Source organism: Thermomonas sp. S9, assembly GCF_024704365.1.
Classification (GTDB): domain Bacteria; phylum Pseudomonadota; class Gammaproteobacteria; order Xanthomonadales; family Xanthomonadaceae; genus Thermomonas.
In genome coordinates this window covers 2387241-2412500 of sequence record NZ_JAJDFY010000001.1, presented here as the reverse complement: position 1 = coordinate 2412500, position 25260 = coordinate 2387241, and the positions used below count along the sequence as shown (strand labels likewise).

The 25260-nt window shown below is 70.2% G+C and carries 25 protein-coding genes, 2 tRNA genes and 4 pseudogenes; 14 read left to right on the top strand and 17 right to left on the bottom strand.

Annotated elements, in window-relative coordinates; all coding sequences use genetic code 11:
* Window positions 1-42 precede the first annotated feature (42 nt).
* The 5 genes from LJB71_RS12105 (at window position 43) to LJB71_RS12085 (ending at window position 5481) form a co-directional block, all read left to right on the top strand.
* Window positions 43-1071 (top strand): bifunctional riboflavin kinase/FAD synthetase, encoded by a 1029-nt coding sequence (locus tag LJB71_RS12105; protein ID WP_259304378.1) that lies wholly within the window; start codon window positions 43-45, stop codon window positions 1069-1071.
* Window positions 1072-1130: 59 nt separating this feature from the next.
* Window positions 1131-3920: an isoleucine--tRNA ligase gene (gene ileS, locus LJB71_RS12100; protein WP_259304817.1), complete on the top strand. Its 2790-nt coding sequence runs from the start codon at window positions 1131-1133 to the stop codon at window positions 3918-3920.
* Complete coding sequence (gene lspA / locus LJB71_RS12095) at window positions 3920-4417, top strand: signal peptidase II (RefSeq protein ID WP_259304377.1); 498 nt, start codon at window positions 3920-3922, stop codon at window positions 4415-4417. Before ileS ends, lspA begins: the two co-directional genes overlap by 1 nt.
* A gap of 9 nt (window positions 4418-4426) precedes the next feature.
* The gene (gene ispH / locus LJB71_RS12090; protein ID WP_259304376.1) at window positions 4427-5377 is read left to right on the top strand and encodes a 4-hydroxy-3-methylbut-2-enyl diphosphate reductase; all 951 of its coding nucleotides are present in this window, start codon (window positions 4427-4429) and stop codon (window positions 5375-5377) included.
* Between the two features lie 28 nt (window positions 5378-5405).
* Window positions 5406-5481, top strand: a tRNA-Thr gene (locus LJB71_RS12085).
* 118 nt (window positions 5482-5599) lie between these two features.
* Here the strand turns inward: LJB71_RS12085 and LJB71_RS12080 are convergent.
* From LJB71_RS12080 to LJB71_RS12065, 4 genes are all read right to left on the bottom strand, one after another.
* Entirely contained in the window at window positions 5600-5917 is a 318-nt protein-coding gene (locus tag LJB71_RS12080) for a YnfA family protein (RefSeq protein ID WP_259304375.1), read from the bottom strand.
* A gap of 56 nt (window positions 5918-5973) precedes the next feature.
* Window positions 5974-6049: transfer RNA gene (locus LJB71_RS12075), tRNA-Ala, on the bottom strand.
* A gap of 48 nt (window positions 6050-6097) precedes the next feature.
* A complete protein-coding gene (rnd, locus tag LJB71_RS12070; RefSeq protein WP_259304374.1) occupies window positions 6098-7177 on the bottom strand; it encodes a ribonuclease D in 1080 nt (359 codons plus the stop codon).
* Entirely contained in the window at window positions 7174-7422 is a 249-nt protein-coding gene (locus LJB71_RS12065; protein WP_259304373.1) for a hypothetical protein, read from the bottom strand. Before LJB71_RS12065 ends, rnd begins: the two co-directional genes overlap by 4 nt.
* Window positions 7423-7438: 16 nt before the next feature.
* Here LJB71_RS12065 and LJB71_RS12060 point away from each other — a divergent pair, with 16 nt between their 5' ends.
* Together LJB71_RS12060 and LJB71_RS14680 are read left to right on the top strand one after the other, a co-directional pair.
* Complete coding sequence (locus LJB71_RS12060; protein WP_259304372.1) at window positions 7439-8113, top strand: hypothetical protein; 675 nt, start codon at window positions 7439-7441, stop codon at window positions 8111-8113.
* Window positions 8110-9124, top strand: a pseudogene (locus LJB71_RS14680) (formylglycine-generating enzyme family protein). Before LJB71_RS12060 ends, LJB71_RS14680 begins: the two are co-directional and overlap by 4 nt.
* Window positions 9125-9131: 7 nt before the next feature.
* On the opposite strand, the gene phaR reads toward LJB71_RS14680, so the two are convergent.
* A complete protein-coding gene (gene phaR / locus LJB71_RS12045) occupies window positions 9132-9617 on the bottom strand; it encodes a polyhydroxyalkanoate synthesis repressor PhaR (protein ID WP_259304369.1) in 486 nt (161 codons plus the stop codon).
* A gap of 83 nt (window positions 9618-9700) precedes the next feature.
* On the opposite strand from phaR, the gene LJB71_RS12040 reads away from it, so the two are divergent.
* Window positions 9701-10498 carry a tRNA threonylcarbamoyladenosine dehydratase gene (locus tag LJB71_RS12040; RefSeq protein WP_259304368.1) on the top strand — a complete coding sequence of 266 codons (798 nt, stop codon included), beginning with the start codon at window positions 9701-9703 and terminating at the stop codon, window positions 10496-10498.
* Here the strand turns inward: LJB71_RS12040 and LJB71_RS12035 are convergent.
* Both LJB71_RS12035 and LJB71_RS12030 read right to left on the bottom strand, forming a co-directional pair.
* Window positions 10476-11261, bottom strand: a complete 786-nt coding sequence (locus LJB71_RS12035; RefSeq protein WP_259304367.1) for a TatD family hydrolase — start codon at window positions 11259-11261, stop codon at window positions 10476-10478. The two genes, LJB71_RS12040 and LJB71_RS12035, sit on opposite strands and share 23 nt — an antisense overlap.
* A gap of 2 nt (window positions 11262-11263) precedes the next feature.
* Window positions 11264-11488, bottom strand: a complete 225-nt coding sequence (locus tag LJB71_RS12030; RefSeq protein WP_259304366.1) for a DUF6116 family protein — start codon at window positions 11486-11488, stop codon at window positions 11264-11266.
* Between the two features lie 168 nt (window positions 11489-11656).
* Here LJB71_RS12030 and LJB71_RS12025 point away from each other — a divergent pair, with 168 nt between their 5' ends.
* The 3 genes from LJB71_RS12025 (at window position 11657) to LJB71_RS12015 (ending at window position 16169) form a co-directional block, all read left to right on the top strand.
* The gene (locus tag LJB71_RS12025) at window positions 11657-12484 is read left to right on the top strand and encodes a glycine zipper 2TM domain-containing protein (protein WP_310649420.1); all 828 of its coding nucleotides are present in this window, start codon (window positions 11657-11659) and stop codon (window positions 12482-12484) included.
* A 192-nt stretch (window positions 12485-12676) separates the two neighbouring features.
* On the top strand, window positions 12677-13840 hold the full coding sequence (locus tag LJB71_RS12020) for an acyl-CoA dehydrogenase family protein (RefSeq protein WP_259304365.1): 1164 nt from the start codon (window positions 12677-12679) through the stop codon (window positions 13838-13840).
* Window positions 13841-13895: 55 nt separating this feature from the next.
* The gene (locus LJB71_RS12015) at window positions 13896-16169 is read left to right on the top strand and encodes a thiamine pyrophosphate-dependent enzyme (RefSeq protein WP_259304364.1); all 2274 of its coding nucleotides are present in this window, start codon (window positions 13896-13898) and stop codon (window positions 16167-16169) included.
* Window positions 16170-16194: 25 nt separating this feature from the next.
* On the opposite strand, the gene LJB71_RS12010 is transcribed toward LJB71_RS12015, so the two are convergent.
* The 9 genes and pseudogenes from LJB71_RS12010 to LJB71_RS11970 form a co-directional block, all read right to left on the bottom strand.
* Window positions 16195-16824 (bottom strand): PepSY-associated TM helix domain-containing protein, encoded by a 630-nt coding sequence (locus LJB71_RS12010; RefSeq protein ID WP_259304363.1) that lies wholly within the window; start codon window positions 16822-16824, stop codon window positions 16195-16197.
* A 10-nt stretch (window positions 16825-16834) separates the two neighbouring features.
* Entirely contained in the window at window positions 16835-17212 is a 378-nt protein-coding gene (locus tag LJB71_RS12005; RefSeq protein ID WP_259304815.1) for a TonB-dependent receptor, read from the bottom strand.
* A 142-nt stretch (window positions 17213-17354) separates the two neighbouring features.
* A pseudogene (locus LJB71_RS12000) lies at window positions 17355-18320 on the bottom strand (TonB-dependent receptor); the annotation flags it as partial.
* Between the two features lie 238 nt (window positions 18321-18558).
* Window positions 18559-18969, bottom strand: a pseudogene (locus tag LJB71_RS11995) (TonB-dependent receptor plug domain-containing protein); the annotation flags it as partial.
* 221 nt (window positions 18970-19190) lie between these two features.
* On the bottom strand, window positions 19191-19520 hold the full coding sequence (locus LJB71_RS11990) for a non-heme iron oxygenase ferredoxin subunit (protein WP_259304362.1): 330 nt from the start codon (window positions 19518-19520) through the stop codon (window positions 19191-19193).
* On the bottom strand, window positions 19517-20068 hold the full coding sequence (locus LJB71_RS11985; RefSeq protein ID WP_259304361.1) for a GNAT family N-acetyltransferase: 552 nt from the start codon (window positions 20066-20068) through the stop codon (window positions 19517-19519). The genes LJB71_RS11990 and LJB71_RS11985 overlap by 4 nt, the downstream gene beginning before the upstream one ends.
* Window positions 20069-20089: 21 nt before the next feature.
* Window positions 20090-20524, bottom strand: a complete 435-nt coding sequence (locus LJB71_RS11980) for a barstar family protein (RefSeq protein ID WP_259304360.1) — start codon at window positions 20522-20524, stop codon at window positions 20090-20092.
* A 21-nt stretch (window positions 20525-20545) separates the two neighbouring features.
* Window positions 20546-20950 carry a ribonuclease domain-containing protein gene (locus LJB71_RS11975; protein ID WP_259304814.1) on the bottom strand — a complete coding sequence of 135 codons (405 nt, stop codon included), beginning with the start codon at window positions 20948-20950 and terminating at the stop codon, window positions 20546-20548.
* Window positions 20951-21044: 94 nt separating this feature from the next.
* Window positions 21045-22832, bottom strand: a complete 1788-nt coding sequence (locus tag LJB71_RS11970) for a M14 family zinc carboxypeptidase (protein ID WP_259304359.1) — start codon at window positions 22830-22832, stop codon at window positions 21045-21047.
* A gap of 136 nt (window positions 22833-22968) precedes the next feature.
* Between LJB71_RS11970 and LJB71_RS11965 the strand changes: the two genes are divergently transcribed.
* From LJB71_RS11965 to LJB71_RS11955, 3 genes are read left to right on the top strand one after another with little or no spacing between them, the layout of a single operon-like run.
* Window positions 22969-23604, top strand: coding sequence for a glutathione S-transferase (locus LJB71_RS11965; protein ID WP_259304358.1), 636 nt, complete (start codon window positions 22969-22971; stop codon window positions 23602-23604).
* A 17-nt stretch (window positions 23605-23621) separates the two neighbouring features.
* Window positions 23622-24227: a rhomboid family intramembrane serine protease gene (locus tag LJB71_RS11960; RefSeq protein ID WP_259304357.1), complete on the top strand. Its 606-nt coding sequence runs from the start codon at window positions 23622-23624 to the stop codon at window positions 24225-24227.
* Window positions 24199-24525: a GNAT family N-acetyltransferase gene (locus LJB71_RS11955; RefSeq protein ID WP_345779467.1), complete on the top strand. Its 327-nt coding sequence runs from the start codon at window positions 24199-24201 to the stop codon at window positions 24523-24525. The genes LJB71_RS11960 and LJB71_RS11955 overlap by 29 nt, the downstream gene beginning before the upstream one ends.
* 232 nt (window positions 24526-24757) lie before the next feature.
* Here the strand turns inward: LJB71_RS11955 and greB are convergent.
* A pseudogene (gene greB / locus LJB71_RS11950) lies at window positions 24758-25260 on the bottom strand (transcription elongation factor GreB).

Below are 25260 nucleotides of genomic sequence, written 5' to 3'. Positions count from 1 at the left end.
CGGGCATCGCGCCGCCCGCCGCCGCTATACTGCGGGCCTGCCATGAGCTTCTTCTTCCGCGATGCCGGCCCCGCCGCGGGGCACGGGCGGGCGCTGTGCCCGCAGGGCAGCGTGGTCTGCATCGGCGCCTTCGACGGCCTCCACCTCGGCCATCGCGCGCTGGTGGGCCGCGCGGTCGCGCGTGCGCGTGTGCTGGGCGTGCCAGCGGTGGCGCTGGGATTCGAGCCACTGCCGCGCGAGTTCTTTGCGCGCGTTGCGCGTGCGGCCCCGCCGCCGCGGCTGATGCTGCCGCGGGCCAAGGCCGAAGGCCTGTGGGCGCTGGGCTGCGATGGCGTGGGTCTGCTGCGCTTCGATGCGCGCCTGGCGGCGATGCCGGCCGCGGAGTTCGCGCGCACGGTGCTGGCCGCGCAGTTGGGTGCGCGCGAGGTCTGGGTCGGCCCGGCGTTCCGCTTCGGCCAGGGCCGCGCCGGTGACCTCGCGCTGCTGCAGGCGATGGGCGCAAGCCTTGGATTCACCGCGCAGCAGATCGAGCCGGTCCAGCTGGACGGCGAGCGGGTATCGAGCACCCGCATCCGCGCCGCGCTGGCGGCAGGCGACTTCGCGCAGGCCGCGCGCCTGCTGGGCCGTCCGTATGCGGTTGCCGGGCGGGTGGTGCGCGGGCGCCAGCTTGGCCGCACCCTCGGCTACCCCACCGCCAACCTGCGCTACGGCGGCAAGGTGCCGGCGCTGCGCGGGGTGTATGCGACCTGGGTGCACGGGGTCGGGGCGGCGCCATGGCCGGCGGTCGCCAGCTTCGGCACCCGCCCCACGGTCGATGGTGTGGAGCCGCTGCTGGAAGCGCATCTGTTCGATTTCGAAGGCAGCCTGTACGGGCAGCGGATCGAGGTCGAGTTCGTCGCCCACCTGCGCGACGAGGAAAAATTCCCGGACCTGCCCGCGCTGGTGGCACAGATGCAGCGCGACGAGGCCCGCGCGCGTGCGATCCTCGCCGGGTCCGGCCCCGGACAGGCGACCGCACGCCCGCATGCGGATTCCCCCACCCCAGTCCCGACCACACAGGCGTCAGCGTGACCGACAAGACCGAAAACCCCTACAAGGCCACCATCCTGCTGCCGGAAACCGATTTTCCGATGCGCGGCGACCTGCCCAGGCGCGAGCCGGAGATCCTGGCGCGCTGGGAGGCCGAAGGCCTGTACGCGCAGATCCGCAAGGTGGCCGCGGGACGCCCGCGCTTCGTGCTGCACGACGGTCCGCCGTACGCGAACGGGGCCATCCACCTCGGCCATGCGGTCAACAAGATCCTCAAGGACATCATCGTCAAATCGAAGACACTGGCAGGGTTCGATGCGCCCTATATCCCGGGCTGGGACTGCCACGGCCTGCCGATCGAGATCGCCGTCGAGAAGAAATGGGGCAAGGTCGGCACCAAGCTGGACGCCACCGAGTTTCGCCAGAAGTGCCGCGAATACGCCAGCGAGCAGATCGAGGTGCAGCGCCGCGACTTCAAGCGCCTGGGCGTGCTCGGCGACTGGGACAACCCCTACCGCACCCTCGATTTCAAGTTCGAGGCCGACGAGATCCGTGCGCTGGCCAAGGTGGTGGAGAACGGCCACCTGCTGCGCGGGGTGAAGCCGGTGTACTGGTGCTTCGACTGCGGCAGCGCGCTGGCCGAGGCCGAGATCGAATACCACGACAAGGTCTCGCCCGCGATCGACGTGGCCTACGCCGCGCGCAACCCACAGCAGGTCAGCCGCGTCTTCGGCTGCGAGCTGCCGGAAGGCGTGGAGGTGGCCCTCCCGATCTGGACCACCACGCCGTGGACCTTGCCGGCCTCGCTGGCGATCGCGCTGGGTCCGGAGCTGGACTACGTGCTGGTGGAAGGCCCGGCGAGCGCCGACGGCACCCGCCGCTGGCTGGTGCTGGCCGAGGCGCTGGCCGAGAAGGCGCTGCAGCGCTACGGCGTGGCCGAGGTCTTCGTGCGCGGCCGCGCGCGCGGCGAGGCGCTGGAAGGCCTGCGGTTCGCGCATCCGTTCTATCCGAACCGCGACATCCCGGTGCTGCTCGGCGACCACGTCAGCGCCGAGGAGGGCACCGGCGCCGTGCATACCGCGCCCGGCCACGGCCAGGAAGACTTCGCGGTGTCGCAGAAGTACGGCCTGGTCGAGCAATACGACGCCGCCACGCTCAATCCGGTGGACGGCCGCGGCGTGTACCTGCCGGGCACCGCGCCCGCCGGCGAAACGGTGTTGGCCGGCGTCCACGTATGGAAGGCCAACGACCTGCTGGTGGAGGCGCTGCGCGATAGCGGCCGCCTGCTGGCCTTCGCCAGGCTGACCCACAGCTACCCGCATTGCTGGCGGCACAAGACGCCGATCGCCTTCCGCGCCACTCCGCAGTGGTTCATCTCGATGGAGCAGGCGCACCTGCGCCGCGACGCGCTGGCCGCGATCGAGACCGTGCAGTGGTACCCCACCTGGGGCCAGGCGCGGATCGCGGGCATGGTGGAAGGGCGCCCGGACTGGACCATCTCGCGCCAGCGCACCTGGGGCGTGCCGATCGCGCTGTTCGTGCACCGCCAGACCGGCGCGATCCACCCGCGCAGCGTGGAGCTGATGCGGCAGGTGGCCGAGCGCGTGGAGCAGGCCGGGATCGACGCCTGGTATGCGCTGGAGCCGGCCGCGCTGCTGGGCGAGGAGGCGGGCGATTACGAGAAGATCACCGACATCCTCGACGTGTGGTTCGATTCCGGCATCACCCACGAGGCGGTGCTGGTCGCGCGCGGGCTGGGCAAGCCGGCCGACCTCTACATCGAAGGCTCCGACCAGCACCGCGGCTGGTTCCAGAGCAGCCTGCTCACTGGCGTTGCGATCGACAAGGCCGCGCCCTACCGGCAGTGCCTCACCCACGGCTTCACCGTGGACGCGCACGGCCGCAAGATGTCGAAGTCGCTGGGCAACGGGATCGAGCCGCAGGAGATCATGAAGACCCTGGGCGCGGACATCCTGCGCCTGTGGATCGCCAGCGCCGACTACAGCAACGAGATGACGCTGTCGCAGGAGATCCTCAAGCGCAACGCCGACGCCTACCGCCGCATCCGCAACACCGCGCGCTTCCTGCTCGGCAACCTGCACGGCTTCGATCCGGCGCGCCATCTGCGGCCGCTGGATGGCATGGTGGCGCTCGATCGCTGGATCGTGCATCGCGCCTGGCAGGTGCAGGAGCAGATCGCGCGCGCCTATGCCGAATACGACTTCGCCGCGGTGGTACAGGCGCTGATGAATTTCTGCAGCGTAGATCTTGGCTCGTTGTATCTGGATGTCACCAAGGATCGCCTGTACACCATGCAGGAGGATTCGCCCGGCCGCCGCAGCGCGCAGAGCGCGATGTACCGCATCGCCGAGGCCTTCGTGCGCTGGATCGCACCGGTGCTGAGCTTCACCGCCGACGAGATGTGGGGCCACCTGCCCGGCGCGCGCGCCGGCAACGTCCTGCTGGAAACCTGGTACGACGGCCTGGCCCCGCTGCCGGAGGATGCCGCGCTCTCGGCGCGCGACATGGAGGCGCTGCTGGCGCTGCGCGAGCAGGTGGCCAAGGCGCTGGAGCCGATGCGTGCCGCCGGCGAGATCGGCGCGGCGCTGGAGGCGGAGATCGCCCTGCGCTGCGGGGTGGCCGACCAGAACTGGCTGGCGCCGCTGGTCGATGAGCTGCGTTTCTTCTTCATCAGCGGCGATGTCGCGGTGGTGCCGGACGCGGAGGCGGCCGCCGCCATCGCGGTGTCGGCGCGCGCCACATCTAAACCAAAATGCGTGCGCTGCTGGCACCACCGCGAGGACGTGGGCGCGCATGCCGCGCATCCGCTGCTGTGTGGCCGCTGCGTCGAGAACGTGGACGGCGCTGGCGAAACCCGGGTGTACTTCTGATGGCCGGGATGAAGCCGACCGCGCTGCCATGGCTGGGCGTCTCCGCACTGGTGCTGGTGCTGGACCAGTGGTCGAAGGCCTGGGTGCTGAAGACGCTGCCCGAATACACCGCGGTGCCGGTGATCGACGGGTTCTGGAACTGGTACCGCACCTACAACACCGGCGCGGCCTTCAGCTTCCTGGCCGATGCCGGCGGCTGGCAGAAGTATTTCTTCGTGGGGCTGGCGCTGGCGATCAGCGCGCTGATGGCATGGATGCTCGCGCGGTTGCCGCGTGCGGACTGGAAGCAGGCGCTGCCGCTGGCGCTGGTGATCGGCGGCGCGCTGGGCAACGTGATCGACCGCTTCGTGCATGGCCACGTGGTGGATTTCATCCAGTGGCACGTCGGCCAGCACTACTGGCCGGCATTCAACGTGGCCGACAGCGCGGTGGTGTGCGGTGCGATCGGCCTGGCCCTGGCCGGCCTGCGGGGCGGCCGGGCGCAGGCGAAGGAGTAAACTGCCGGCATGGATGTCCTGCTTGCCAATCCGCGCGGTTTCTGCGCCGGCGTCGATCGTGCCATCGAGATCGTCAAGCGCACGCTGGAAGTCTTCGGCGCGCCGATCTACGTGCGCCACGAGGTTGTGCACAACAAGTTCGTGGTGGACGACCTCAGGGCGCGCGGCGCGGTGTTCGTGGAGGAACTGGACGAGGTGCCGGACGGCGCCACCGTGGTGTTCAGCGCGCACGGGGTCTCGCAGGCGGTGCGCGCGGAGGCCGAGCGGCGCGGGCTGAAGGTGTTCGACGCCACCTGCCCGCTGGTGACCAAGGTGCACCTGGAGGTCAGCCGCCAGAGCCGGCGCGGCCGCGACATGGTGCTGATCGGGCATGCCGGCCACCCCGAGGTGGAGGGCACCATGGGCCAGTGGAGTGGCGACGGCGGAAACGGGCGCATTCACCTGGTCGAGGACATCGAGGATGTCGCTGCGCTGGAACTGGAGCAGCCGGACAACTGCGCCTACACCACCCAGACCACGCTCAGCGTGGACGACACCCGTGACATCATCGCGGCGCTGAAGGCGAAGTATCCGGCCATCCAGGGGCCCAAGCACGACGACATCTGCTATGCCACCCAGAACCGCCAGGACGCCGTGCGCGCGCTGGTGCGCGACGGCTGCGACGCGGTGCTGGTGGTGGGCTCCCCGAACTCATCCAACTCCAACCGCCTGCGCGAGTTGGCCGAGCGCGAGGGCGCCGTGGCCTGGCTGATCGACGACGCCGGGCAGATTGACCCGGCCTGGATCGCCGGGCGCCGGCGGGTCGGTGTCACTGCCGGCGCCTCCGCCCCGGAGGTGCTGGTGCGCGGCGTGCTGGAGCGCCTGCGCGCGCTGGGCGCGGCCGATGTGCGTGAGCTCCACGGCGACCCGGAGGACATGGTGTTCGCCCTGCCCAAGGAACTGCGGCAACTGGCGCAATGACCTGCCAGCGGCTAAACTTGCCGGCCTCGCCGGAGTAGCTCAGTTGGTAGAGCACGTCATTCGTAATGATGGGGTCGTAGGTTCGATTCCTATCTCCGGCACCAGATGAGCGCCGCAGTGTCTGCATAATCCAGTATCGGGCCGCTCCGGGTCGCAGCCGGGCGGCCCGATGCGTTTTCAGATGGATTTCTGGCGCCGGCAAAAGCGCTGGCCTGCGGTCGCTCAGCGCGGCTGGAACGCGATCACCGCCATGCCCGCCAGCGCCAGCGCGACCCCGAGCACGTCCCAGCCGTTGGGGCGGACGCCGTCCACTACCCATAGCCAGGCGATCGCGACGCTGATGTACATCCCACCGTAGGCGGCATACACCCTCCCCGATGCCGCATCGTGCAGGGTCAGCAGCCATACGAACAGCGCCAGGCTCAGCGCCGCCGGCAGCAGCAGCCAGGCCGGGCCCTGCTGCTTCAGCCACAGCCACGGCAGATAGCAGCCGACGATCTCGGCCACGGCGGTGGCCAGGAACAGCAGAAAGGTCTTCATGCCGGTGAGGCTCACGAACGAAAACGCCCGACCGTTGCCGGTCGGGCGTTGGAAGGTGGTGGAGCCAGGGAGGATCGAACTCCCGACCTCGTCATTGCGAACGACGCGCTCTCCCAGCTGAGCTATGGCCCCACGGAGGGAAGCGCGATTATACGGATGCCATCGGGCGCTGCCAACTAGCTAGTCCCCCAGCAGCGGCGCCAGCCGCGGTTCCAGCACGGCCCGACGCCAGCCGGCCAGCGCGCCGGTCCAGCCGCTGCCGTCCTGCAGGCCTTCCAGCAGGCGGCGCGGGGCCAGCACACTTTCCGGCAGGCCCAGCTCTGCCGCGACCGCCGTCACCACGTCCTGCAGCGCACGCAATTGCCGTTTGTCGCGGTCGTCGCCGCGCGCCAGCGGGGCTTGCGCTTCATCCGCCAGCGGGGTGACCAGGGCCTGCCACAGCGCATCGCGCAGGTCGCGCGGGGCCTTGGGCGTGGCCCCCAGCACCGCCTGCAGGGCCTGCGGGTCGGTAGGGGCCTGGCGCGCCAGCGTCACCGCCAGGTCATTGTCGAGGATCCAGCTGCGCGGGCGGTCGCTGGTACGGGCCTGGGCCTCGCGCCAGCGCAGCAGCCGCAGCAGGCGGCGCTGGCCATCGGCATCCAGGAACTGCGCGCTGCGCAGGGCCAGGTGCGGCCAGCGGTCGCCCGCGTCGCTGTGCGCATCGACCAGCTGGCGGGCGCTGTCCTGGGCCAGCCAGGCCGCGCGCCCGAGCGCCTGCAGGCGTGCGTCCAGCGTCTGATGCAGGGCATGCAGGTGGCGCACGTCGTCGGCGGCGTAGTCGAGCTGGGCCGGCGACAGCGGCCGCCGTAGCCAGTCGGAGCGGGTTTCGCCCTTGGTCAGCGCGGTGCCGGTGAGCGCCTGCACCAGTTTCTGGTAGCCGAGGCCCGCGCCCAGTCCGCACAGGGCGGCGGCGGCCTGGGTGTCGAACAGCGGCGCCGGCAGCATCTTGCAGGTGTGCTTGAACGCGACCAAATCCTCGCTCGGGCTGTGCATCAGCTTGAGCACCGCCGGATCGGCCAGCAGCGGGGCCAGCGCCTCGCACATGCCGGGAACCAGGGGATCCACCAGCAGGATGTCGTCTGCATCCAGCGCGATCTGCACCAGCGCCAGCTGCGGCCAGTAGGTGCGTTCGCGGATGAATTCGGTATCCAGCCCGATCGTGGCGGGCGGACGGGCAAGACGCGCGCGCAGCGCGTCGGGGGTGTCGATCCAGTGCGTCATGCGTGCATTATGCGGTTGCCGGGCGCGTGCGCATGGCCTACGTTCACCCGCAGCGTGGCCGGCGCGTCGCCGGCAGCAGGGAGCAGAGGCGTGCGCGCAGCAGTCTTGGTCATCACGGGGGTGATGGTGGCGGCGTCGGGATGCCAGCCGTCACCGTCCGCTTCGAATGCGGCGCAACAGTCGGAGCGCCGCCGCGAGGCCATTGCCGACGGGCGGACTTCGCGCGCGCCAGCCCAGGTGCGCATCGAAGGCGATGATGCATTGGCCGAAGTGCTTAGCTGGTCATTGCCTGATGTGCGGATCGACGACCCCGCACGCGCGCGTGCGCAGGCGCGGCGGGCGCTGGCGCGCGGCGATCTGTTCGAGACCGCAAGTTCCGCCATCCCGATCCTGCTGGCGTTGCAAAAGCGCGAACCGGGCAACGCGCAGGATGCGCAGCTGCTCGCAAAGGCGCAGGCGGCGCTGCTGGCGCAGGCATGGATCGCCCTGGCCGGTGGCGATGATCTGGCGTCGCTGCGCTTTGCCCAGCGCCATGGCAGCGTGTTGCGCGCGTTGTGGCCGGAGCATCCGGAGGTAGTGCGCTACCTGCAGGCGGTGGACCGCGCCGGGCAGGCGTTCGATGAGGTCGAGGCGGGGGATCGCGCGCTGCGGGCCGGGTTGCTGGATACCCCGGAGCAGGGGGCGCTGGCGCACTACCGCAAGGCGCAGGCGCTGTGGCCGGCGCTGGCGCGGGTGCAGCAGGGGATCGCCACGGTGCAGGCACGCCTGATCGCGCAGGCGTTGGCGCTGGCGCGGCAGGGCGATTTCGATGCTGCGTATGCCATGCTGGCGCGCGCGCAGCGCACACGCGACGATGACGAAGTGATTGCTGCGGCGCGTGCCAGCATCGAGGCCGCGCGCGCCGACCGCATCCGCCGCCTGGGTGACGAGGGATGATGGCGCTGGGCGATGCCGACCTGCGCCTGGCGCGCGAACGTCTGGCCGAGATCCTGCGCATCGCCGCGCCGGGCGATCCGGTCAGCGTGGCGCTGCGCGAGCGTATCGACCAGGTCAGCCGCTACGGCCTGTTCCGGCCCGGACAGGTATTCAGCGATGCGCTGGCCGATGGCAGCCGCGGGCCGTCGCTGGTGGTGGTGCCGCACGGCGATTTCATGATGGGGGCGATGTCGGGCGATCCAGACGCATCGCCGGACGAGCAGCCGCGGCATGCGGTGCATTTCGACCGCGGTTTTGCCATGAGCCGGCATGAGATCACGGTCGGCGAGTTCCGCCGCTTCGTGCAGGCCACCGGCTATGTCACCCGCGCCACCCGGCGCGGGCATTCGATCGTGTACGACGGGCGCAGCGGCAACTTCGTGCGCGCCAGCGGAGTGGACTGGCGCAGCGCCTACGATGGTCGCCCCGCCGGCGATGACATGCCGGTGCTGCACGTCACCGCGCGCGATGCCGAGGCCTACGCCGCCTGAGCTGAGCGCGCAGACCGGCGCGCATTACCGTCTGCCCAGCGAGGCCGAGTTCGAGTACGCGTTGCGTGCCGGCGGCAGCGGGCGCTGGCCCTGGGGCGATGGGCCGCCACCGCCGGGGCAGGCGAATCTGGCCGGCAGCCGCGATGTGTCACCGCAGGGGCGGCGCTGGAGCAATGCGTTTCCCGGCTACGGCGACGGTTGGTGGGGCCCGGCGCCGGTGGGCCGTTTCCGCGCCAATGCGTTCGGGCTGTATGACCTGGATGGCAACGTCAGCGAATGGGTCGCCGATTGCTGGCACAAGGGTTATCGACGCGCGCCAGGCAATGGCGCGGCCTGGGTGAATCCGGGCTGCCGCGTGCGCATGTATCGCGGCGGTGCATGGTCCAGTGCGCCGGCGCAGGTGCGCTCGGCCTGGCGCACCGCCGGCGGGGTGGACGTGGCCAGCGCGCGGGTGGGGTTCCGTTTGGTGCGGCAGATTTGATGGCTGCTCAGCGTGGCTTGCGCGCGTCCTTCTCGCGCGGATGGGTGGGCGTGCCGAGGCCGTTGCCGAGATTGCTCTGGAAGTCCTTCCACAGCGCCAGGTTGCGCTCGGTGAGCTGGTTCAGCAGGGTCCAGGGCGTCTGCCCCAGCAGGCCGCCCATCTGTTGCCGGAACTGGTTCTGCTGCTCGAGGAACAGTTGCATCGAGCGCTCCAGGTAGTTGCCCATGAAGCCCTGCAGCGAGTCGCCGTAGAAGCGGATCAGCTGGCTGAGCAGCTGGGTGGACAGCATTGGCTGGCCGTCCTGCTCATGCTCGGCGATGATCTGCAGCAGTACCTGGCGGGTGAGGTCCTCGCCGGTCTTGGCGTCGCGGACCTCGAATTCCTCGCCATCGACGATCAGCTGGCGCACGTCCTCGATCGTGATGTAGCTGGAGATCTCGGTGTCGTACAGCCGGCGGTTGGGGTACTTCTTGATGATGCGGGTCGCGGACATGGAGCAGGAACTCTAAGGCGGCGCTGGGCGCAGCATCGCGCAGCGCAGCACGGCTTGCAACATGGCCACTAGACTATATGCCGATGGATGCGGAACTGACGCAGCGTTTTTCCGGGATCGACCGCCTGTACGGGCGTGGCGCGCTGGCGCGCCTGGCCGCCTGCCACGTCACCGTGGTCGGCATCGGCGGCGTGGGTTCGTGGGCGGTGGAGGCGCTGGCGCGCAGCGGCGTCGGCGCGTTGACCCTGATCGACGCCGACGAGCTGTGCGTCAGCAATACCAACCGCCAGCTGCCGGCGCTGGATGGCCAGTACGGGCGGATGAAGATCGAAGCGATGGCCGAGCGCTGCCGCGCGATCAATCCCCGCATCCGGCTGCAGCTGGAGTCGCGCTTCCTGACGCCGGCGAACATGGCCGAGCTGCTGCAGGCGCCGGGCGCGCTGGTGCTGGATGCCTGCGACAGCTTCCGCACCAAGGTCGAGGCGATTGCCTATTGCCGCCGGCGCAAGCAGCCGATCATCACCGTCGGCGCGGCCGGCGGGCGCAGCGACGTCACCCAGATCCGCGTGCGCGACCTTTCGCGCACCGAGCACGACGCCATGCTCTCGCTGATCCGCAAGAAGCTGCGCGGCGAGTTCAACTTCCCCAAGAACCACGACCGCTATTTCGGGGTACCGGCGGTGTATTCGCTGGAGAACGTGCGCTACCCGCAGGCCGATGGCAGCGTGTGCGGCGTGCGCCCGCAGCTGGGCAAGGAGGAGGCGCTGAAGCTCGATTGCGGCGCCGGGCTGGGCGCGGCCACCCATGTCACCGGCGCGTTCGCGTTCGCGGCGGTGGGCAAGGCGATCGAGCTGCTGCTCAAGCCGAAGCGGGCAGGTTGACGGGCAGGTTGAACAGGCGCGCGGCGTTGTCGCGGATGGCTTTCGCTACCGCCTCCGGCGCCATTCCGCGCAGCTGCGCCACCACTTCCAGCACCTCTGGCAGATAGGCCGGCTCGTTGCGCTGGCCGCGGTGCGCGACGCCCGGCTGGTCGGGGCTGTCGGTTTCCAGCAGCAGCTGCTCCAGCGGCATCGTCGCCACGATCCGGCGCAGGCGCTGCGCGCGCTCGTAGGTCACCGGCCCGCCGATGCCGAGCAGGAAGCCGAGCCGGTGCAGCTGCGCGGCCTGCTCGGGGCTGCCGGAAAAGCTGTGCACCACTCCGCGCAGCCCGCCGATGCGGCGCAGCGCGGCGATCACCGCGTCCATCGCGCGCCGCGCGTGCACGATCACCGGCAGGTCGAACTCGCGCGCCAGCCGCAGCTGGCCCTCGAAATAGAGCTGCTGCGCCTGCGCGTCCAGGCCGGGCACGAAGAAATCCAGCCCGCATTCGCCCACCGCGACCGGTCGTTCGCGCGCGATCCAGTCGTGCAATCGCGGCAGGTGCTCGGGGCGGTGCCGGTCCAGGTACATCGGATGCAGCCCGTAGGCCGCAAACAGGCCGGGGCGGGACGCGCACACCGCGTGCAGCGTGTCCCAGCCGTCGGCGGCGACCGCCGGCACGATCTGCACCTCCACCCCGGCCGCGCGCGCGCGCTGCCAGGCGGCGTCGCGGTCGGCGTCGAACTCGGGCGCGTCGAAATGGCTGTGGCTATCGACCAGCCACATGTTCAGCGTCCGGCATCACCAGCGGCCGGCACCTTGCCCGTCGCGGCGGGATTCTTCCAGCGCGCCAGCAGCAGGGTGAGCAGGCCCAGCAGCAGCTCGTCGGCGAACGGAATGAAATCCGGCACGGCCAGGTCGAGCAGGAACAGCAGCGCGCTGACGAGGAACAGGCGCGGGAAGCTCAGCCTTCCCAGCCAACGCAGCAACGGGGCGAGGAGTAGATTGCGCATGTGGACACGCTAGCACGGGGCATGCTGAATGCGGCGCTTATCAAGCTGAACGCATCCTGCCGGCGCGTGAGCGCGCATACTGGTTGCTCGGGGCCGATTCAGATTCGCCGTGCTGCAATCGGCCACGCCTCAGGGGGTTTTCCACTTCAACTCATGCGGGAGCCGAACATGTCCAACAACACCACCCTTGCCATCGCCGTCGCGGCCGCCCTGGTGGTCGGCGGTGTCGCCGTCGCCGGTTACATGAACAGCCGCAAGCCGCAGGCCCAGGAGGCCGCGGCCGCCGCGCCCGCCGCCCTGCCGCAGACGGGCGCCAACGGCGAGCCGCTGCCGGCCGGCAATGCCATCCCGGCCTCCGCCGCGCCGCGCCTGGACTATGCCGACGTGCTGGACGTCAAGCCGGTGACCGCCAGCGCGCCGCTGTACGCCAGCGTGGTGCGCAGCGAGCCGATCCGCGAGACCAATACCGTCAATACCCCGCGCGAAGTGTGCGAGGACGTGGTGGTGCAGGAGCGCCTGCCCGAGCGCGATGGCAACGTCGGCGGTACCGTGGCTGGCGCCCTGATCGGTGGCCTGGTTGGCAACCAGATCGGCAAGGGCGACGGCCGCAAGCTGGCGACCGTCGCCGGCGCCGTGGCGGGTGGCTATGCCGGGCGTGAGATCGACAGGCGCCACGAAGGCGGCAAGGTGGTGAACCGCACCGAGCGCCAGTGCCACACCGTCACCGGCACCTCCACCAGCGAGCGCACGGTCGGCTGGAACGTCACCTACCGTAGGCCCGATGGCAGCACCGGCACGATGCGCATGGACAGCAAGCCCGGCAGCCGGGTCGCGCTGGGCGACGGCAGCAAGACGGTGGGCTATGACGTCACCTACCGCTACAACGGCGAGCAGCACACCGTGCGCATGGACAGCAAGCCTGGCGCGCAGCTGCCGGTGATCGACGGTCGCGTGGTGACCCAGACCGCCGCCGCCGACGGCGCGACGATGCGCTGACGCCACATCCGCAGGCGGATTGCACGCGGGGCCGGAGTGATCTCCGGCCCCGTTTTGCATGGATTGGCGAAACGCGCGCGGGGGACGGCGGGATCGACGATCCGCAGGGAAAACCTGGTCGGATCGCACGTACCGGCTGTACGGGCCGCAAGATTACAATGGCGGTTCGTCCATCCTGACCGTCAACCCGCCATGGCCCTGCACCCCTACGACCTGTACGACGTCCGTTCCATGCTCAGCGAAGAAGAGCGTGCGGTGCAGGACACCGTGGCGCGCTTTACCGACGAGAAGGTGCTGCCGATCATCGGCGAGTGCTTCGACGCCGGCCGCTTCCCGAAGGAGCTGGTGCCCGAGATCGCCGCGCTCGGCCTGCTGGGGTCCTCGCTGCCGGAGAAGTACGGCTGCGCCGGCCTGAACTCGGTCAGCTACGGCCTGATCTGCCAGGAGCTGGAGCGCGGTGATTCCGGCATCCGCAGCTTCGTCTCGGTGCAGAGCTCGCTGTGCATGTACCCGATCTACGCCTACGGCAGCGAGGAGCAGCGCCAGCGCTGGCTGCCCGGCATGGCGGCGGGCGAGGTGATCGGCTGCTTCGGCCTGACCGAGCCGCACGGCGGCTCCGACCCGGCCAACATGAAGACCAACGCGCGCCGCGATGGCGGCGACTGGGTGCTCAATGGCGCCAAGATGTGGATCACCAATGGCAATCTGGCCGATATCGCCATCGTGTGGGCGCAGACCGACGAGGGCATCCAGGGTTTCATCGTCGAGAAAGGGATGCCCGGTTTTGCCGCGCAGGAAATCAAGCACAAGATGAGCCTGCGCGCCTCGGTCACCAGCGCGCTGTACTTCGATAACGTGCGCGTGCCGGAGGCCAACCGCCTGCCCAACGTGAAGGGATTGAAGGGCCCGCTGGGGTGCCTCACGCAGGCCCGCTACGGCATCACCTGGGGCCCGATCGGCGCCGCCATCGCCTGCCTCGACGAGGCGCTGCGCTACAGCAAGGAGCGCATCCTGTTCGGGCGCCCGGTGGCCGCCACCCAGGCCGCGCAGCTGAAGCTGGCCGACATGGCCCGCCGCATCACCCTGGCCCAGCTGCTGTCGCTGCAGCTGGGGCGGCTGAAGGACGCTGGCACCATGCAGCCGACCCAGGTCTCGCTGGCCAAGTGGAACAACGTGCGCATGGCGCTCGACATCGCCCGCGAGGCGCGCGACCTGCTGGGCGGCGCCGGGATCACCACCGAGCACTGCCCGATCCGGCATGCGTTGAACCTGGAGTCGGTCATCACCTATGAGGGCACCGAGACCGTGCACCAGCTGGTGGTCGGCCGCGAGTTGACCGGCATCAACGCGTTTTGATTTCGATCGGCCGCGCGCCTGCGGCCGACTCCCTCTGCCCGTCCGCGAGGCCCGCATGTTCGCGCCCGTTCCGCACCCCATTCCTGCCCGCATGAAGGGCCTCAACCGCGCCGAGATCTGCGACGTCAACTTCCAGGAGTTCGTGCGCGGCTGGACCGGGCACGCCCAGCCCAAGCCGGCACCGGATGAGGCGATCCTCGACGGCAGCGCGCTGGATGCGCGCGGCTTCCGCGAGCTGTTCGAATCGCAGCTGATCTCGCGCCACCTGGACCTGATGGCGCGCGTGCTGCGCGTGCAGAACAAGGTCTTCTACACCATCGGTTCGAGCGGCCACGAAGGCAATGCGATGGTGGCGCGCGCCACCCGGCATACCGATCCGGCGTTTTTGCACTACCGCAGCGGCGGCTTCATGGCCGAGCGCTTCCGCAAGCTGCCGGGGATGGACCCGATCATGGATTCGGCGCTGAGCTTTGCCGCCAGCGCGGAAGATCCGGCCAGCGGCGGCCGCCACAAGGTCTGGGGCAGCAAGCCGCTGTGGGTGCTGCCGCAGACCTCGACGATTGCCTCGCACCTGCCGAAGGCGCTGGGCACCGCGGTGGCGATCGAAGCCGCCAAGCGCCTCGGCGCGGGCCTGCCGGTGCCGGAGGATTCCATCGCCATCTGCTCGTTCGGCGACGCCTCCGCCAACCACGCCACCGCGCAGACCGCGTTCAACGCGGCCAGCTGGACGGCCTATCAGAAGCTGCCGGCGCCGGTGCTGTTCGTGTGCGAGGACAACGGCATCGGCATCTCGGTGAAGACCCCGAGCGGCTGGATCGGCGAGAGCTTCCGCCAGCGCCCCGACCTCGACTATTTCTTCGCTGACGGTCTCGACCTCGCCGCTGGCTACGGCGACGTGCTGCGCGCGGTGGAGCACTGCCGCCGTACCCGCCGGCCGACCTTCCTGCACCTGCGCACCACCCGCGTCATGGGCCACGCCGGCACCGACTTCGAGATCGAGTGGCGCAGCATCGAGGAGCTGTGCGCGGTCGAAGCCAGCGACCCCTTGCTGCGCAGTGCGGCGATCGCGCTGGAGTCGGGGCTGATGACGCAGGACGAGATCCTGGCGCTGTACGAGGACACCCGTCGCAAGTGCTTCGCCGCCGCCGAGGAGGCCGATCGCCGCCCGCGCATCGAGACGCTGGAGCACGTGATGCGCCCGCTGGCGCCGTACACGCCGGACGAGGTGCAGGCCGAGGCCAGCCGCGCGCCGTCGCATGAGGCCCGCGTCAAGGCGTTCGGCGGCGAGGACAGGCTGCCCGAGAAGCAGGCGCCGAGGCATCTGGCCATCCAGATCAACCAGGCCCTGCACGATCTGCTGGCCAAGTATCCGGAGACGCTGCTGTTCGGCGAGGACGTGGCGCAGAAGGGCGGCGTGTACACGGTCACCAAGGGGCTGTACAAGGCCTTCGGCAGCAAGCGCGTGTTCAACACGCTGCTGGACGAGACCATGATCCTGGGCATGGCGCAGGGCTTCGCCAACATGGGCCTGCTGCCGATCCCCGAGATCCAGTACCTGGCCTACCTGCACAATGCCATCGACCAGCTGCGCGGCGAGGCCTGCTCGCTGCAGTTTTTCAGCAACGACCAGTTCCGCAACCCGATGGTGGTGCGCATCGCCGGCCTGGGCTACCAGCGCGGCTTCGGCGGGCACTTCCACAACGACAACTCGGTCACCGCGTTGCGCGATATCCCGGGCCTGGTGGTCGGCTGCCCGTCGCGTGGTGACGACGCCGCGATGATGCTGCGCACGCTGGTGGCGCTGGCGAAGGTGGACGGCCGCGTCACCGCCTTCCTCGAACCGATTGCCCTGTACATGACCAAGGATCTGTTTGAAGCGGGCGACGGCCAGTGGCTGACCGCCTACCCGCCGCCCGAGCAGGCGCTGGTGCTGGGCGAGGAACGCGTCTACGAGGCGGACGCCACCGACTGCGTGATCTTCACCTTCGGCAACGGCGTGCCGATGAGCCTGCGCGCCGCGCGCGGGATCGAGAAGCAGCACGGCTGGAAGGTGCGCGTGGTGGACCTGCGCTGGCTGGTGCCGCTCAACCACGCGGCGATCGCCAGGCACGCCGGCGAATGCGAGCGCATCCTGATCGTCGATGAAGGCCGCTTCAGCGCCGGCATCGGCGAGGGCGTGATCACCGCGATCACCGAAGCCGGCTTCGGCGGCAAGCCGCTCAAGCGCGTGGTCGGCGCGGATACCTACACCCCGCTGGCGGGCGCGGCCTTCCTGGTGATCCCGAAGGACGAGGACATCCTCGCCGCCGCCGACGCCCTGGCGCGGTGAGTACGCCAGCGCGGCGGCGCGGGCGCTAGCCGAGCGCGAAGGCCAGCGCCGCCGCGAAGGCCAGGGTCGACAGCCCCATCACGCTGAACACCAGTGTGCGCAGGCGGCGCCCGCGCGCCCACATCCAGATCCCGGACAGCCCGAGCAGCAGCATGCCGATGGCGAAGCTGTCGGCCAGCAGGCGCCAGGGCAGCCCGCCGCCGACGGCCTTGTGCAGGCGGTTCAGCGCCGCCAGCGGCGAGTGCTGGCTGTGCTTGAGCAGGGCGTGGTCGCTGCCCGGCGCGTACTCCAGCGTCCACGACGTGCGCGCCGTGCCGCCGCTGAGCGACCACTTTGGCGCTGGCTTGCCATCGCCGGAGGCGCCGGGCCCACCCTTGCGGATCAGCTGCGCATCCAGTCCGCGGGTGTCCCGCAGCCACAGCGACAGCTGCTCCGGGGTGGCGCGGGCGCTCGCCGGGATCGCCAGCGTGATGCGCGCGGTGTCCCGGCTGTCGCCCTGCGGCCAGGCGCCGTCGCCCATGCGGTGGTTCAGCACCAGCCCGGTGGCGCCGTAGAGGATCGCCGCCAGCGCGCCCCAGGCGCCGATCCACAGATGCAGCTGGCGGATGCCGCGGTACAGCGCGTTGCCGCGGCGGGGTAGGCGCGAAGGCTCCATGCGCAGGCGCTCAGTAGCGGACGTTGAGCGTCACCCACGCGCTGCGCGGCGCGCCCGGGCTGATGTTGGTGTTGCTGTGCGCGCTGGCGAAGTAGCGCACATTGCCCAGGTTCTCGACGTTGAGCTGCACCTGGAACCTGGGCGAGAGCGTCCAGTACAGCGCGGCGTCCACCCGGGTGAAGGCGGGCAGCGTCACCGCATCGTCCACGTTGGCGAAGATCGCGCCGCGATGGATCAGCCCGAGGCCGACGCCCAGGCGCTCGTCGAAGTCGTAGCGGTTCCACAGCGAGGCGGAATGGCGTGGCAGCTGTGCCAGGCGGTTGCCCTTGACCGCGCTGGCCGATTGGGTGGCGGTGATCTCGCCGTCCTGCCAGGCGTAGCCGCCCATCACCTGCCAGTGCTCGGTGATGCGGCCGGCCAGGCCCAGCTCGACGCCCTGAGCTGTACTGGCCGTCGACCAGGATCAGGCGGGTGGCGTCGTTCGGATCGGTGACGGCCACGTTGCTGCGGTTCAGCCGGTACACGGCGATGCTGGCCTGCAGGTCGCGGCGGATATCCCACTTCGCGCCCAGCTCGCGGTTGTAGAAGCGCTCCGGCTTCAGCGCGGCGTTGCTGGCGGTGAGCGAGGCCAGCTGGTCGCCGGCGCGCGGCTGGAACGCGGTGCTGACGCTGGCGTAGAGCGAGACATCCGCGCGCGGCTTGTAGATCAGCCCCGCGCGCGGCGACAGCATGCCGTCGTCGCTGCGCAACCGTTGCCCGTTGCGGTTGTTGCGCAGGTCCATCCGGAAGGCGTCGTAGCGCAGGCCAACGATCGCCTGCCACTGCGGCGAGAACTCGATCTGGTCCTGCAGGTACACGGCCGCGGTGCGCGCGATGCCGTGGTTGTCGGCGTCGGTCGCGCTCTGCTGGAAGGTCACCGCCACGTCCACGTTCGGGTTGGCGACCGGGACCACGTCAGTCCCCGGCGCGAAGTAGCCGGTCTGGCGGAAGTTGTCGGTCACCTGCCGCCCCAGCTCGGTTCCCGCCAGCACGGTATGCCGCAGCGCGCCGCTGTCCACTTTCCACACGAGGTCGGTCTGGTTGAACAGGTTGCGGCGGCGGGTGGCGTTGCGATAGGCGGCCAGGGTCACCAGCGTACCGGTGGCATCCACTGCGCGTGGAAACACGTTCTGGTAGTACTTGTCGTAATCGGCCCAGCGCAGATGGTTGCGCAGGCGCAGGGTGTCGCTGAAGGCGTGCTCGACGGTGGCATCGAAGGCGTCCACGTCGGCCTCGGTGCGGCTCAGGCGCGGGTTGCCGAAGAAGGTGGACGGGTCGGTGCGCAGCGGGCGGCCCTGGTAGGAGGGCACGCCGCGGTCGGCGGTGCGGTCGTCGTGGAAGCGCTCGTAGGCCAGCACCACGGAGGTCGCAGCGCCGAAATCGAAGTTCAGCGACGGGTTGATCCCGTGGCGCTTGAGGTACACGTCGTCGCGGAAGCTGCCGGAGTCTTCGGCCATCGCGTTGACCCGGAAACCGGCGCTCTCGCCGAAGCCCTGGCCGAAATCCACGGTCGCGCGCCGGCGCAGGTTCGAGCCGAGCTGCAGGGTGGCGCTGCGGTGGTTCATGCCGTCGGCCAGCTTGGTGATGCGGTTGATCACGCCGCCGCTGCCGCCACGCCCGAAGATCATCGCGCTCCGGGCCTTTCAGCGCCTCCACCCGCTCCAGGTTGTAGGTGTCGCGGAAGTACTGCACGTCGTCGCGGATGCCGTCCACGTAGAAGTCGCCGGTGGAGCTGATGCCGCGCATCACCGGGGTGTCGCGGTTGCCCTCGCCCTGGGCGGTGCCAACCCCGGGCATGTAGCGGAAGGTCTCGTTGAGGCTGGTCACGCCCTGGTCGGCCACCAGCTTGTCGGTCACCACGGTGACCGCCTGCGGCACGTCCAGTAGCGGGGTGTCGGTCTTGGTCGCGCCGCGGGTGGTGCGCGCCTGGTACTCCGGCAGGTAGCGCTGGCCGACCACGATCACCGCATCGACGTCCTTGGCCGGGTCGCGCTTTTCCGGGTCGGCCGGGGTGTCCGCCGCGCGGACGGCGGGCGCCAGGGCGACGCCGATGGCAAGCGCCAGGGCGGCAAGCGGGAGGTGGTGCAGGGGGCGGTGCGTGGTCATCGGATCCTCGGGGATATGTTTTTTGGGGTGGGGGGGGCGTCGCGGGGGACGCGGTGCGCGCATAATAATGCGAACAATTCGCATTTACAACAAGTCGGAATGCAGCACGCCCAGCGGCCGAGGCCGGGTCTGGCGATGGATCAGGGGATGCGTGCGCCGCCCCGCACGCGGCTGCAGGGGGATGGAAACGGAGGGGGCCGCCCGCCGCGCGGGCCGGAGGCTCAACGGTCGTCGCGCACGTACACGCCGCCGTTTTCCACCTTCACCGGGAACCTGGCCACCGGTTCGTAGGCGGGCGCGCATAGGGCGCGGCCGTCGCGCACGTCGAAGCGGGCGCCGTGCAGCACGCATTCCACGTCGCCGCTGGTGGCGTCGAAATGCCCGGCGGACAGCTCGAAGTCCTCGTGCGAGCAGCGGTCTTCCAGCGCGTACAGATCCCCATCGAGATTGAACACGACGATCGCGGTGCCGGTGTTCTCGTCGAAAACGGTCTTCATTTCGCCGGGCAGCAGCTCGGCGGTGCTGCACACGTACGTCCACGGCGCACTCATGCCATCGCCCCAGCGCGCAGCGGCTTTTCCAGCACCTCGAAGCGCAGGTCTTGCCGCTTGGGCAGACCGAAGCGCGTATCCCCGTAGGGGAACGGCTTGAACACGCCGGTGCGGCGGTAGCCGCGGCGTTCGTAGAAGGCGATCAGTTCCGCGCGTACGTCGATCACGGTCATACGCATGACCGGCAGGCCCCATTCGTCGCGGGCGATGCGCTCGCACTCGGCCAGCACCTGCTTGCCGATGCCGCCGCGCTGCAGGACCGGGTCCACCGCGAACATCCCGAAGTAGCCGGCGCCGTCGTCCTCGGCCACGTGGGCGCAGGCCAGCAGGCGGCCGTCCTGTTCCAGCACCGGCACCACGCTGCGCGGGCGCGCGAGGTCGGCGGCCAGCACCTCCGGGTCGATCCGATTGCCGTCCAGCAGGTCGGCTTCGGTGGTCCAGCCGGCGCGGCTGGCGTCGCCGCGGTAGGCGCGGGTCACCAGGTCCACCAGCGCTGGGATGTCATCGAGGGTGGCGCGGCGCAGCGCCGCAGCGGAAGGCAGGTCCATGCCGATATGCTAGCGCGCACCTCACGCGAGTGGCGGGAAGTCGCTCTCCGGCAGGGCCAGGAAGGCCCAGAACGGCACGTTGCGCTGCTGCCAGTCCACCGTCGTCACGTCGAGGATGTCCAGCAGGGTGTCGAAGCTGGTTTCGTCGGCATCGCGCAGGTCGCCGGCGTTGGCCAGCAGCAGCGCATAGCCGGATGCCGGCAGCCACGACAGGTCGCGCAGGCGGTCGCTGAGGGCGTCCCAGTTGTGGCCGCCGGGCGGCATCGCCAGCGCGTCCTGCAGGCGCGCCAGCAGCGCGTCCTTGCCGTTGCAGTCGCGCAGGTCGATCCGCCGCAGCAGCAGGTCGGCATCCAGCGCCGAGGCCGCCAGTGCATCCAGATCATCGCCGGTGACGAAGAACACGCCGGCCTGGCGCGGGTCGTCCAGGGCGAGGGAGAAGGCGTCGTCGTCGGTCATGGGCGGTCCTTGCGCGCGGAGTCAGGGCACGTCGAAGCGGCGGAAGCTCGCGTAGTGGTCGTCGCTGTAATACCACTCGCGCGGCGGGGTACCGCCGGTGACGATCCGGCGCATGCCGCGGTTGCGCGCGCCGGGCGTGGGCACGGTGTATTCGTGGTACCAGCCGCGCGGCTGGCGCGGCAGGTGGCCTTCGTAATTGCCGAACACACTGCCGTCCTGCGGATGCGGGAACGGCCCGCCGCGCTGGATCAGGGCGACGGTGGCGCGCGCCTCCGCCGGCAGGAAAGCGGGCAGGGCGCAGCCGTCGGTGCGATCGGCGGATGCCGCGGACGCGGCGATGGGCGTGTTGCCCGCGGCGGGCAGCCCATGCCGCCAGGCCAGCCCCACCAGGACGGCCAGCAGCAGCCAGGCGACGGGGGAATTCAGCCGCACTGGGAGGACGGGATACCGGACATGCCCGGCAGCATGGCGCGCGTTGCGGGTGCAGGCAAGCGACCGCCGTCATGCGCCGGCATCGCGGTCACTCCGGCACGCGGTCGGTGCGCAGCACCGGATAACGGTCGTAGCCCACGTCCCAGGCCGGGTGGCGGCGGTAGAAGAAGTCCAGCCGCGCGCGCGGGCTCCTGGCGAACTCGGGGTCGTCCTTCAGCTTCTGCGCGAACGCGGCCTTCAGCGCCGGGTCGCGCGCCAGCATCCGCCGCGCCTGCTCCTCGGCGACGTAGCCTTCCATGTATTCCTTGCGCTCGAAGCTGTTGTTGAACAGCCCCCAGGCCGCCATCGAATCCGGGGCCTGCGGCTCCGGGATCGCCATCAGCAGGCGCGCCTTCGGCTGCGCGATCGGCACGAACAGCGCGCCAGCACCAATATCGACGCTGGATGGTGCCCACGCCCCGGACAGGGTGGCGCGCTGGTGGCCTTCCATCGGCGTGGTGGAGAACGTCACCTGGTCGGCGGTGAAGGCCTGCACCGGCGCCTGCGCCAGCGGGCCTGAGAGGGTGCGGAAATCGATCCCGTGCAGGCGCAGCAGCGCGCCCACCTGTGCGGCGTATTCGGCCGGCACCAGATAGCCGGCCTGCGGTGCGATCACGCTGAGCGCGGGCACGATGGTGTCGCGCAGCGGCAGCATCCACAGCTGCGGCGTGGTTTCGTCGTACACCGTCATCTCGTCGCCGGAGATGTCCGAATGCACGCGCTGGTAGGCATAGCCGAGGAAATCGATCACCCGCTTGTCCTCGGTGGTGCGGTAGTCCAGCGCCACCGGGGTGCCGCCCAGCTGGCGGGCGCGGGCATCGGCCTGCGCGGCCAGCGCACTCCATTGCGCGCCGTTCTCCGCCACCAGCTGCAGGGCGTCCAGCACCGCGTGGTAGGTGGCGCGCACGCGCGCCGGATAGGGCTTCCAGGAATGGGTTTCCACCAGTATCACCAGGCGGTTGCGCAGCGGGAAATAGCCGCTGGAGAAGCGCGGCGGATAGGCGCTTTCCACGAAGCCGCTGGACGGGTCGTCCCCGCGCACGAAGCTGGGATAGAAGCCCACCGGCAGCGCGCCCTGCGCCTTCAGGCGGTTGATGATGCCGTCCTTGAGCGCGCGCCCGGCCGCGCGTAGCGCCTCGTCGCCCACGTTCACCGGCTCGCCGGTGACGGAGATGTCGTGGCGGAACTTGGCGCCGTCGGTGACGTGCAGATCAAGCGTGAGCAGCGGGTCCCACTGGTTGATGAGCCCCAGCATCGCCTGCATCTCCGGCGCGTCGGCTTTCACGTAGTCGCGGTTGAGGTTGAGGCGCTGGGCGGTGACCCGAAAGCCCATCTGCTCCGGCCCGCGCTGGTTCGGGCGGTTCCAGGCGCGGAAGTTCTCGTGCCCGTCCACGTTGAACACCGGCACCAGCAGCAGCACCACGCGGTCGAGGATGCGCTGGCCCGGCGTGTCCAGCTTGCCCTGCAGCAGGTCGCGCGCGAGTGCGAAGCCGGCGTCCTTGCCGTCGATCTCGCCGGCGTGGATGCCGCCCTGCACCAGCACCACCGGCAGCCCGCGCGCGCGCGCGTCTTCCGCGGTCAGCGCGCCGCCGGTGGAGATCGCCAGCGCCTTCATCGGCCGCCCCTGCGGGGTGGTGCCGAAGTCGAAGCAGCGCACCGCCTTCGGGAAGGCCTGCTGGAAGGCAGCGCACAGCGCGATCACCTCGTCATAGCGGCCGGTCTGCTGGTAGCCGCTGCGTTCGGCCACGGTGGACAGCGCCGGGCGGGCGGCCAGACCCGGCAGGCAGGCGGTGAGCAGGGCCAGGGCGAGGAAATGGCGGCGGATCGCGCGGGGCATGGGCAGTCTCCGATGGGGCCGCGCGATGGTAGCCCAGCACAGTCCGCGCTTGCCCCCTGCCCAGGGGCACGGGGCGCGGCGCGACGGCTGTGGGAAAATCCGGGCATTCCTCCCGCGCCCATCCCACGAGCCCACCATGTCCAACGTCCTGTACTACGCCCCCGGCGCCGCTAGCTTCCTCGTGCATTGGTTGCTGCTCGAAACCGGCCTGCCGCACGAATTGCGCCTGGTGGATACTGCCGCCCGCGAGCAGAAATCGCCCGAGTACCTGGCGCTGAACCCGAACGGCGTGGTGCCCACCCTGGTGCTGGACGGCAAGCCGCAGTACGAGGCGGCCGCACTGGCGATGCTGCTGGCCGAGCGCCACCCGCAGGCCGGCCTGGCCCCGGCCATGGATGATCCGCGCCGCGCCGATTACCTGCAGTGGATGTTCAATCTCGCCAACGTGGTGCAGCCGCTGTTCCGGCAGTGGTGGTACCCGCACGAGCCGGCGGGCGAGGCGCAGGCCGAGGCGGTGCGCCGCCACTGCGCCGCGCGCATCGAGGCGCAGTGGGGTCGGATCGACGCGCACCTGGCCGCACACGGCCCGCACCTGTTGGGCGAGGCCGTCAGCGTTCCTGATTTCTACCTGGTGATGCTGATGCGCTGGTCGCGCAACATGCCGCGCCCGGCCACCGAGTGGCCGCAGCTGGCGCAGCTTGCGCAGCGTCTGAAGGCGCGGCCGTCGTTCGCGCAGCTGTATGCGCGCGAAGGTCTCACCGAGTGGGCCTGAGCCGGAGGCGCTGAGCGATGTCGGTCACCCTTGTCATCGTGCTCGTCACCGTACTGGTGAGCTGGCGCGCGTTCGGCGACGTGCGCCTGCTCGACCGCCTGCTGCTGTGGCCGCCGGCGCTGGTGCGACAGCGCCAGTACGAGCGCCTGCTCACCTATGGCTTCGTGCACGCAGACTGGGCGCATCTGCTGTTCAACATGATCACCCTGTGGTCGTTCGGCAGCATGGTCGAGCGCGTGTTCGCCGCCTGGATCGGCAGCGCCGGCTTCGTGCTGTTCTACCTGTCGGCGATCGTGGTGGCGATCCTGCCCACGTATCTTGCGCACCAGCGCGACCCGAACTACCGCAGCCTGGGCGCGTCCGGCGGGGTGTCGGCGGTGCTGTTCGCGGCGATCCTGTTCGACCCCTGGAGCAGGCTGATCATCTTCCCGATCCCGCTGCCGGTGCCGGCGTTCCTGTTCGCCGTGCTGTACGTCGGCTACAGCCTGTGGATGGACCGGCGCGGCCAGGGCAACGTCAACCACAGCGCGCACCTGTGGGGCGCCGCCTACGGCGTGCTGTTCACCCTGCTGCTGCAGCCGGCGGTGGGGGCGCATTTCGTCCGCCGCCTGCTGGGTTCTTGATCCATTCCCGGAGACCACCATGCACACGATCCAGCACGATCCCGCCCGTCAGCGTTTCAGCACCGAAGTGGATGGCCACGCGGCCTGGGTGGACTACGTCCTCGATCCAGCCGGCGCGGTGATGGCCATCACCCACACCATCGTGCCCCCGGAGATCGGCGGCCGCGGCATCGCCGGCGCGCTGGTGCAGGCCGCGCTGGAGCATGCGCGCGCGCAAGGCTGGAAGGTGGACCCGCAGTGCTCCTACGCCGACGCCTGGATGGGCCGCCATCCCGAGTTCGACGCCCTGCGCGCCTGAGGCAACCGCTCGCCGCGCGGAGAACCTCGCCGTCCCCGCTCGCGGTGAGCGTGCCCATTCCCGTTCGTGGTGAGCCAGCCCATTCCCGTTCGTGGTGAGCCTGTCGAACCACGGACGGGCCCACGGCCCCGTTCATCCTTCGACAGGCTCTCAGGACGAACGGGTGGGGGCGCCGCGCAGGCGCGGGGCGTATGCGCCGAGGAAATGCCGCGGGCGCGGGATGCGCGGCGGTTCAGTCCGGGTAGCGCACGTCCACGATCACGTAGCGCACCAGGCCGCCGGGCAGCTGCACCTGCACCTCGTCGTCGATCCGCTTTTTCAGCAGCGCGCGCGCCAGCGGGGCGTCGATGCTGATCCAGCCGCGCGCGGCGTCGGTTTCGTCCGGGCCGACGATGCGGTAGCAGACGCATTCGCCGCTGGCCACATTCTCCAGCTCCACCGCGGCGCCGAAGAACACCGCCTCGCGGTCAGCGGGCGCGGCGTCCACCACCTTCAGCGCTTCCAGCCGTTTGCTGAGGTAGCGCACGCGGCGGTCGATCTCGCCCAGCTGCTTCTTGCGGTAGGTGTATTCGGCGTTTTCCGAACGGTCGCCCTCGGCGGCGGCGGCGGCCAGCGCTTTGACCACCTCCGGGCGGCGCACGCGCCAGAGTTCGTCCAGCTCCGCCTTCAGGCGGTCGTGGCCGGCGCGGGTGATGAGTGCCGTGCTCTTCTCGGCAGGGGACGCCAGCGGCCCAT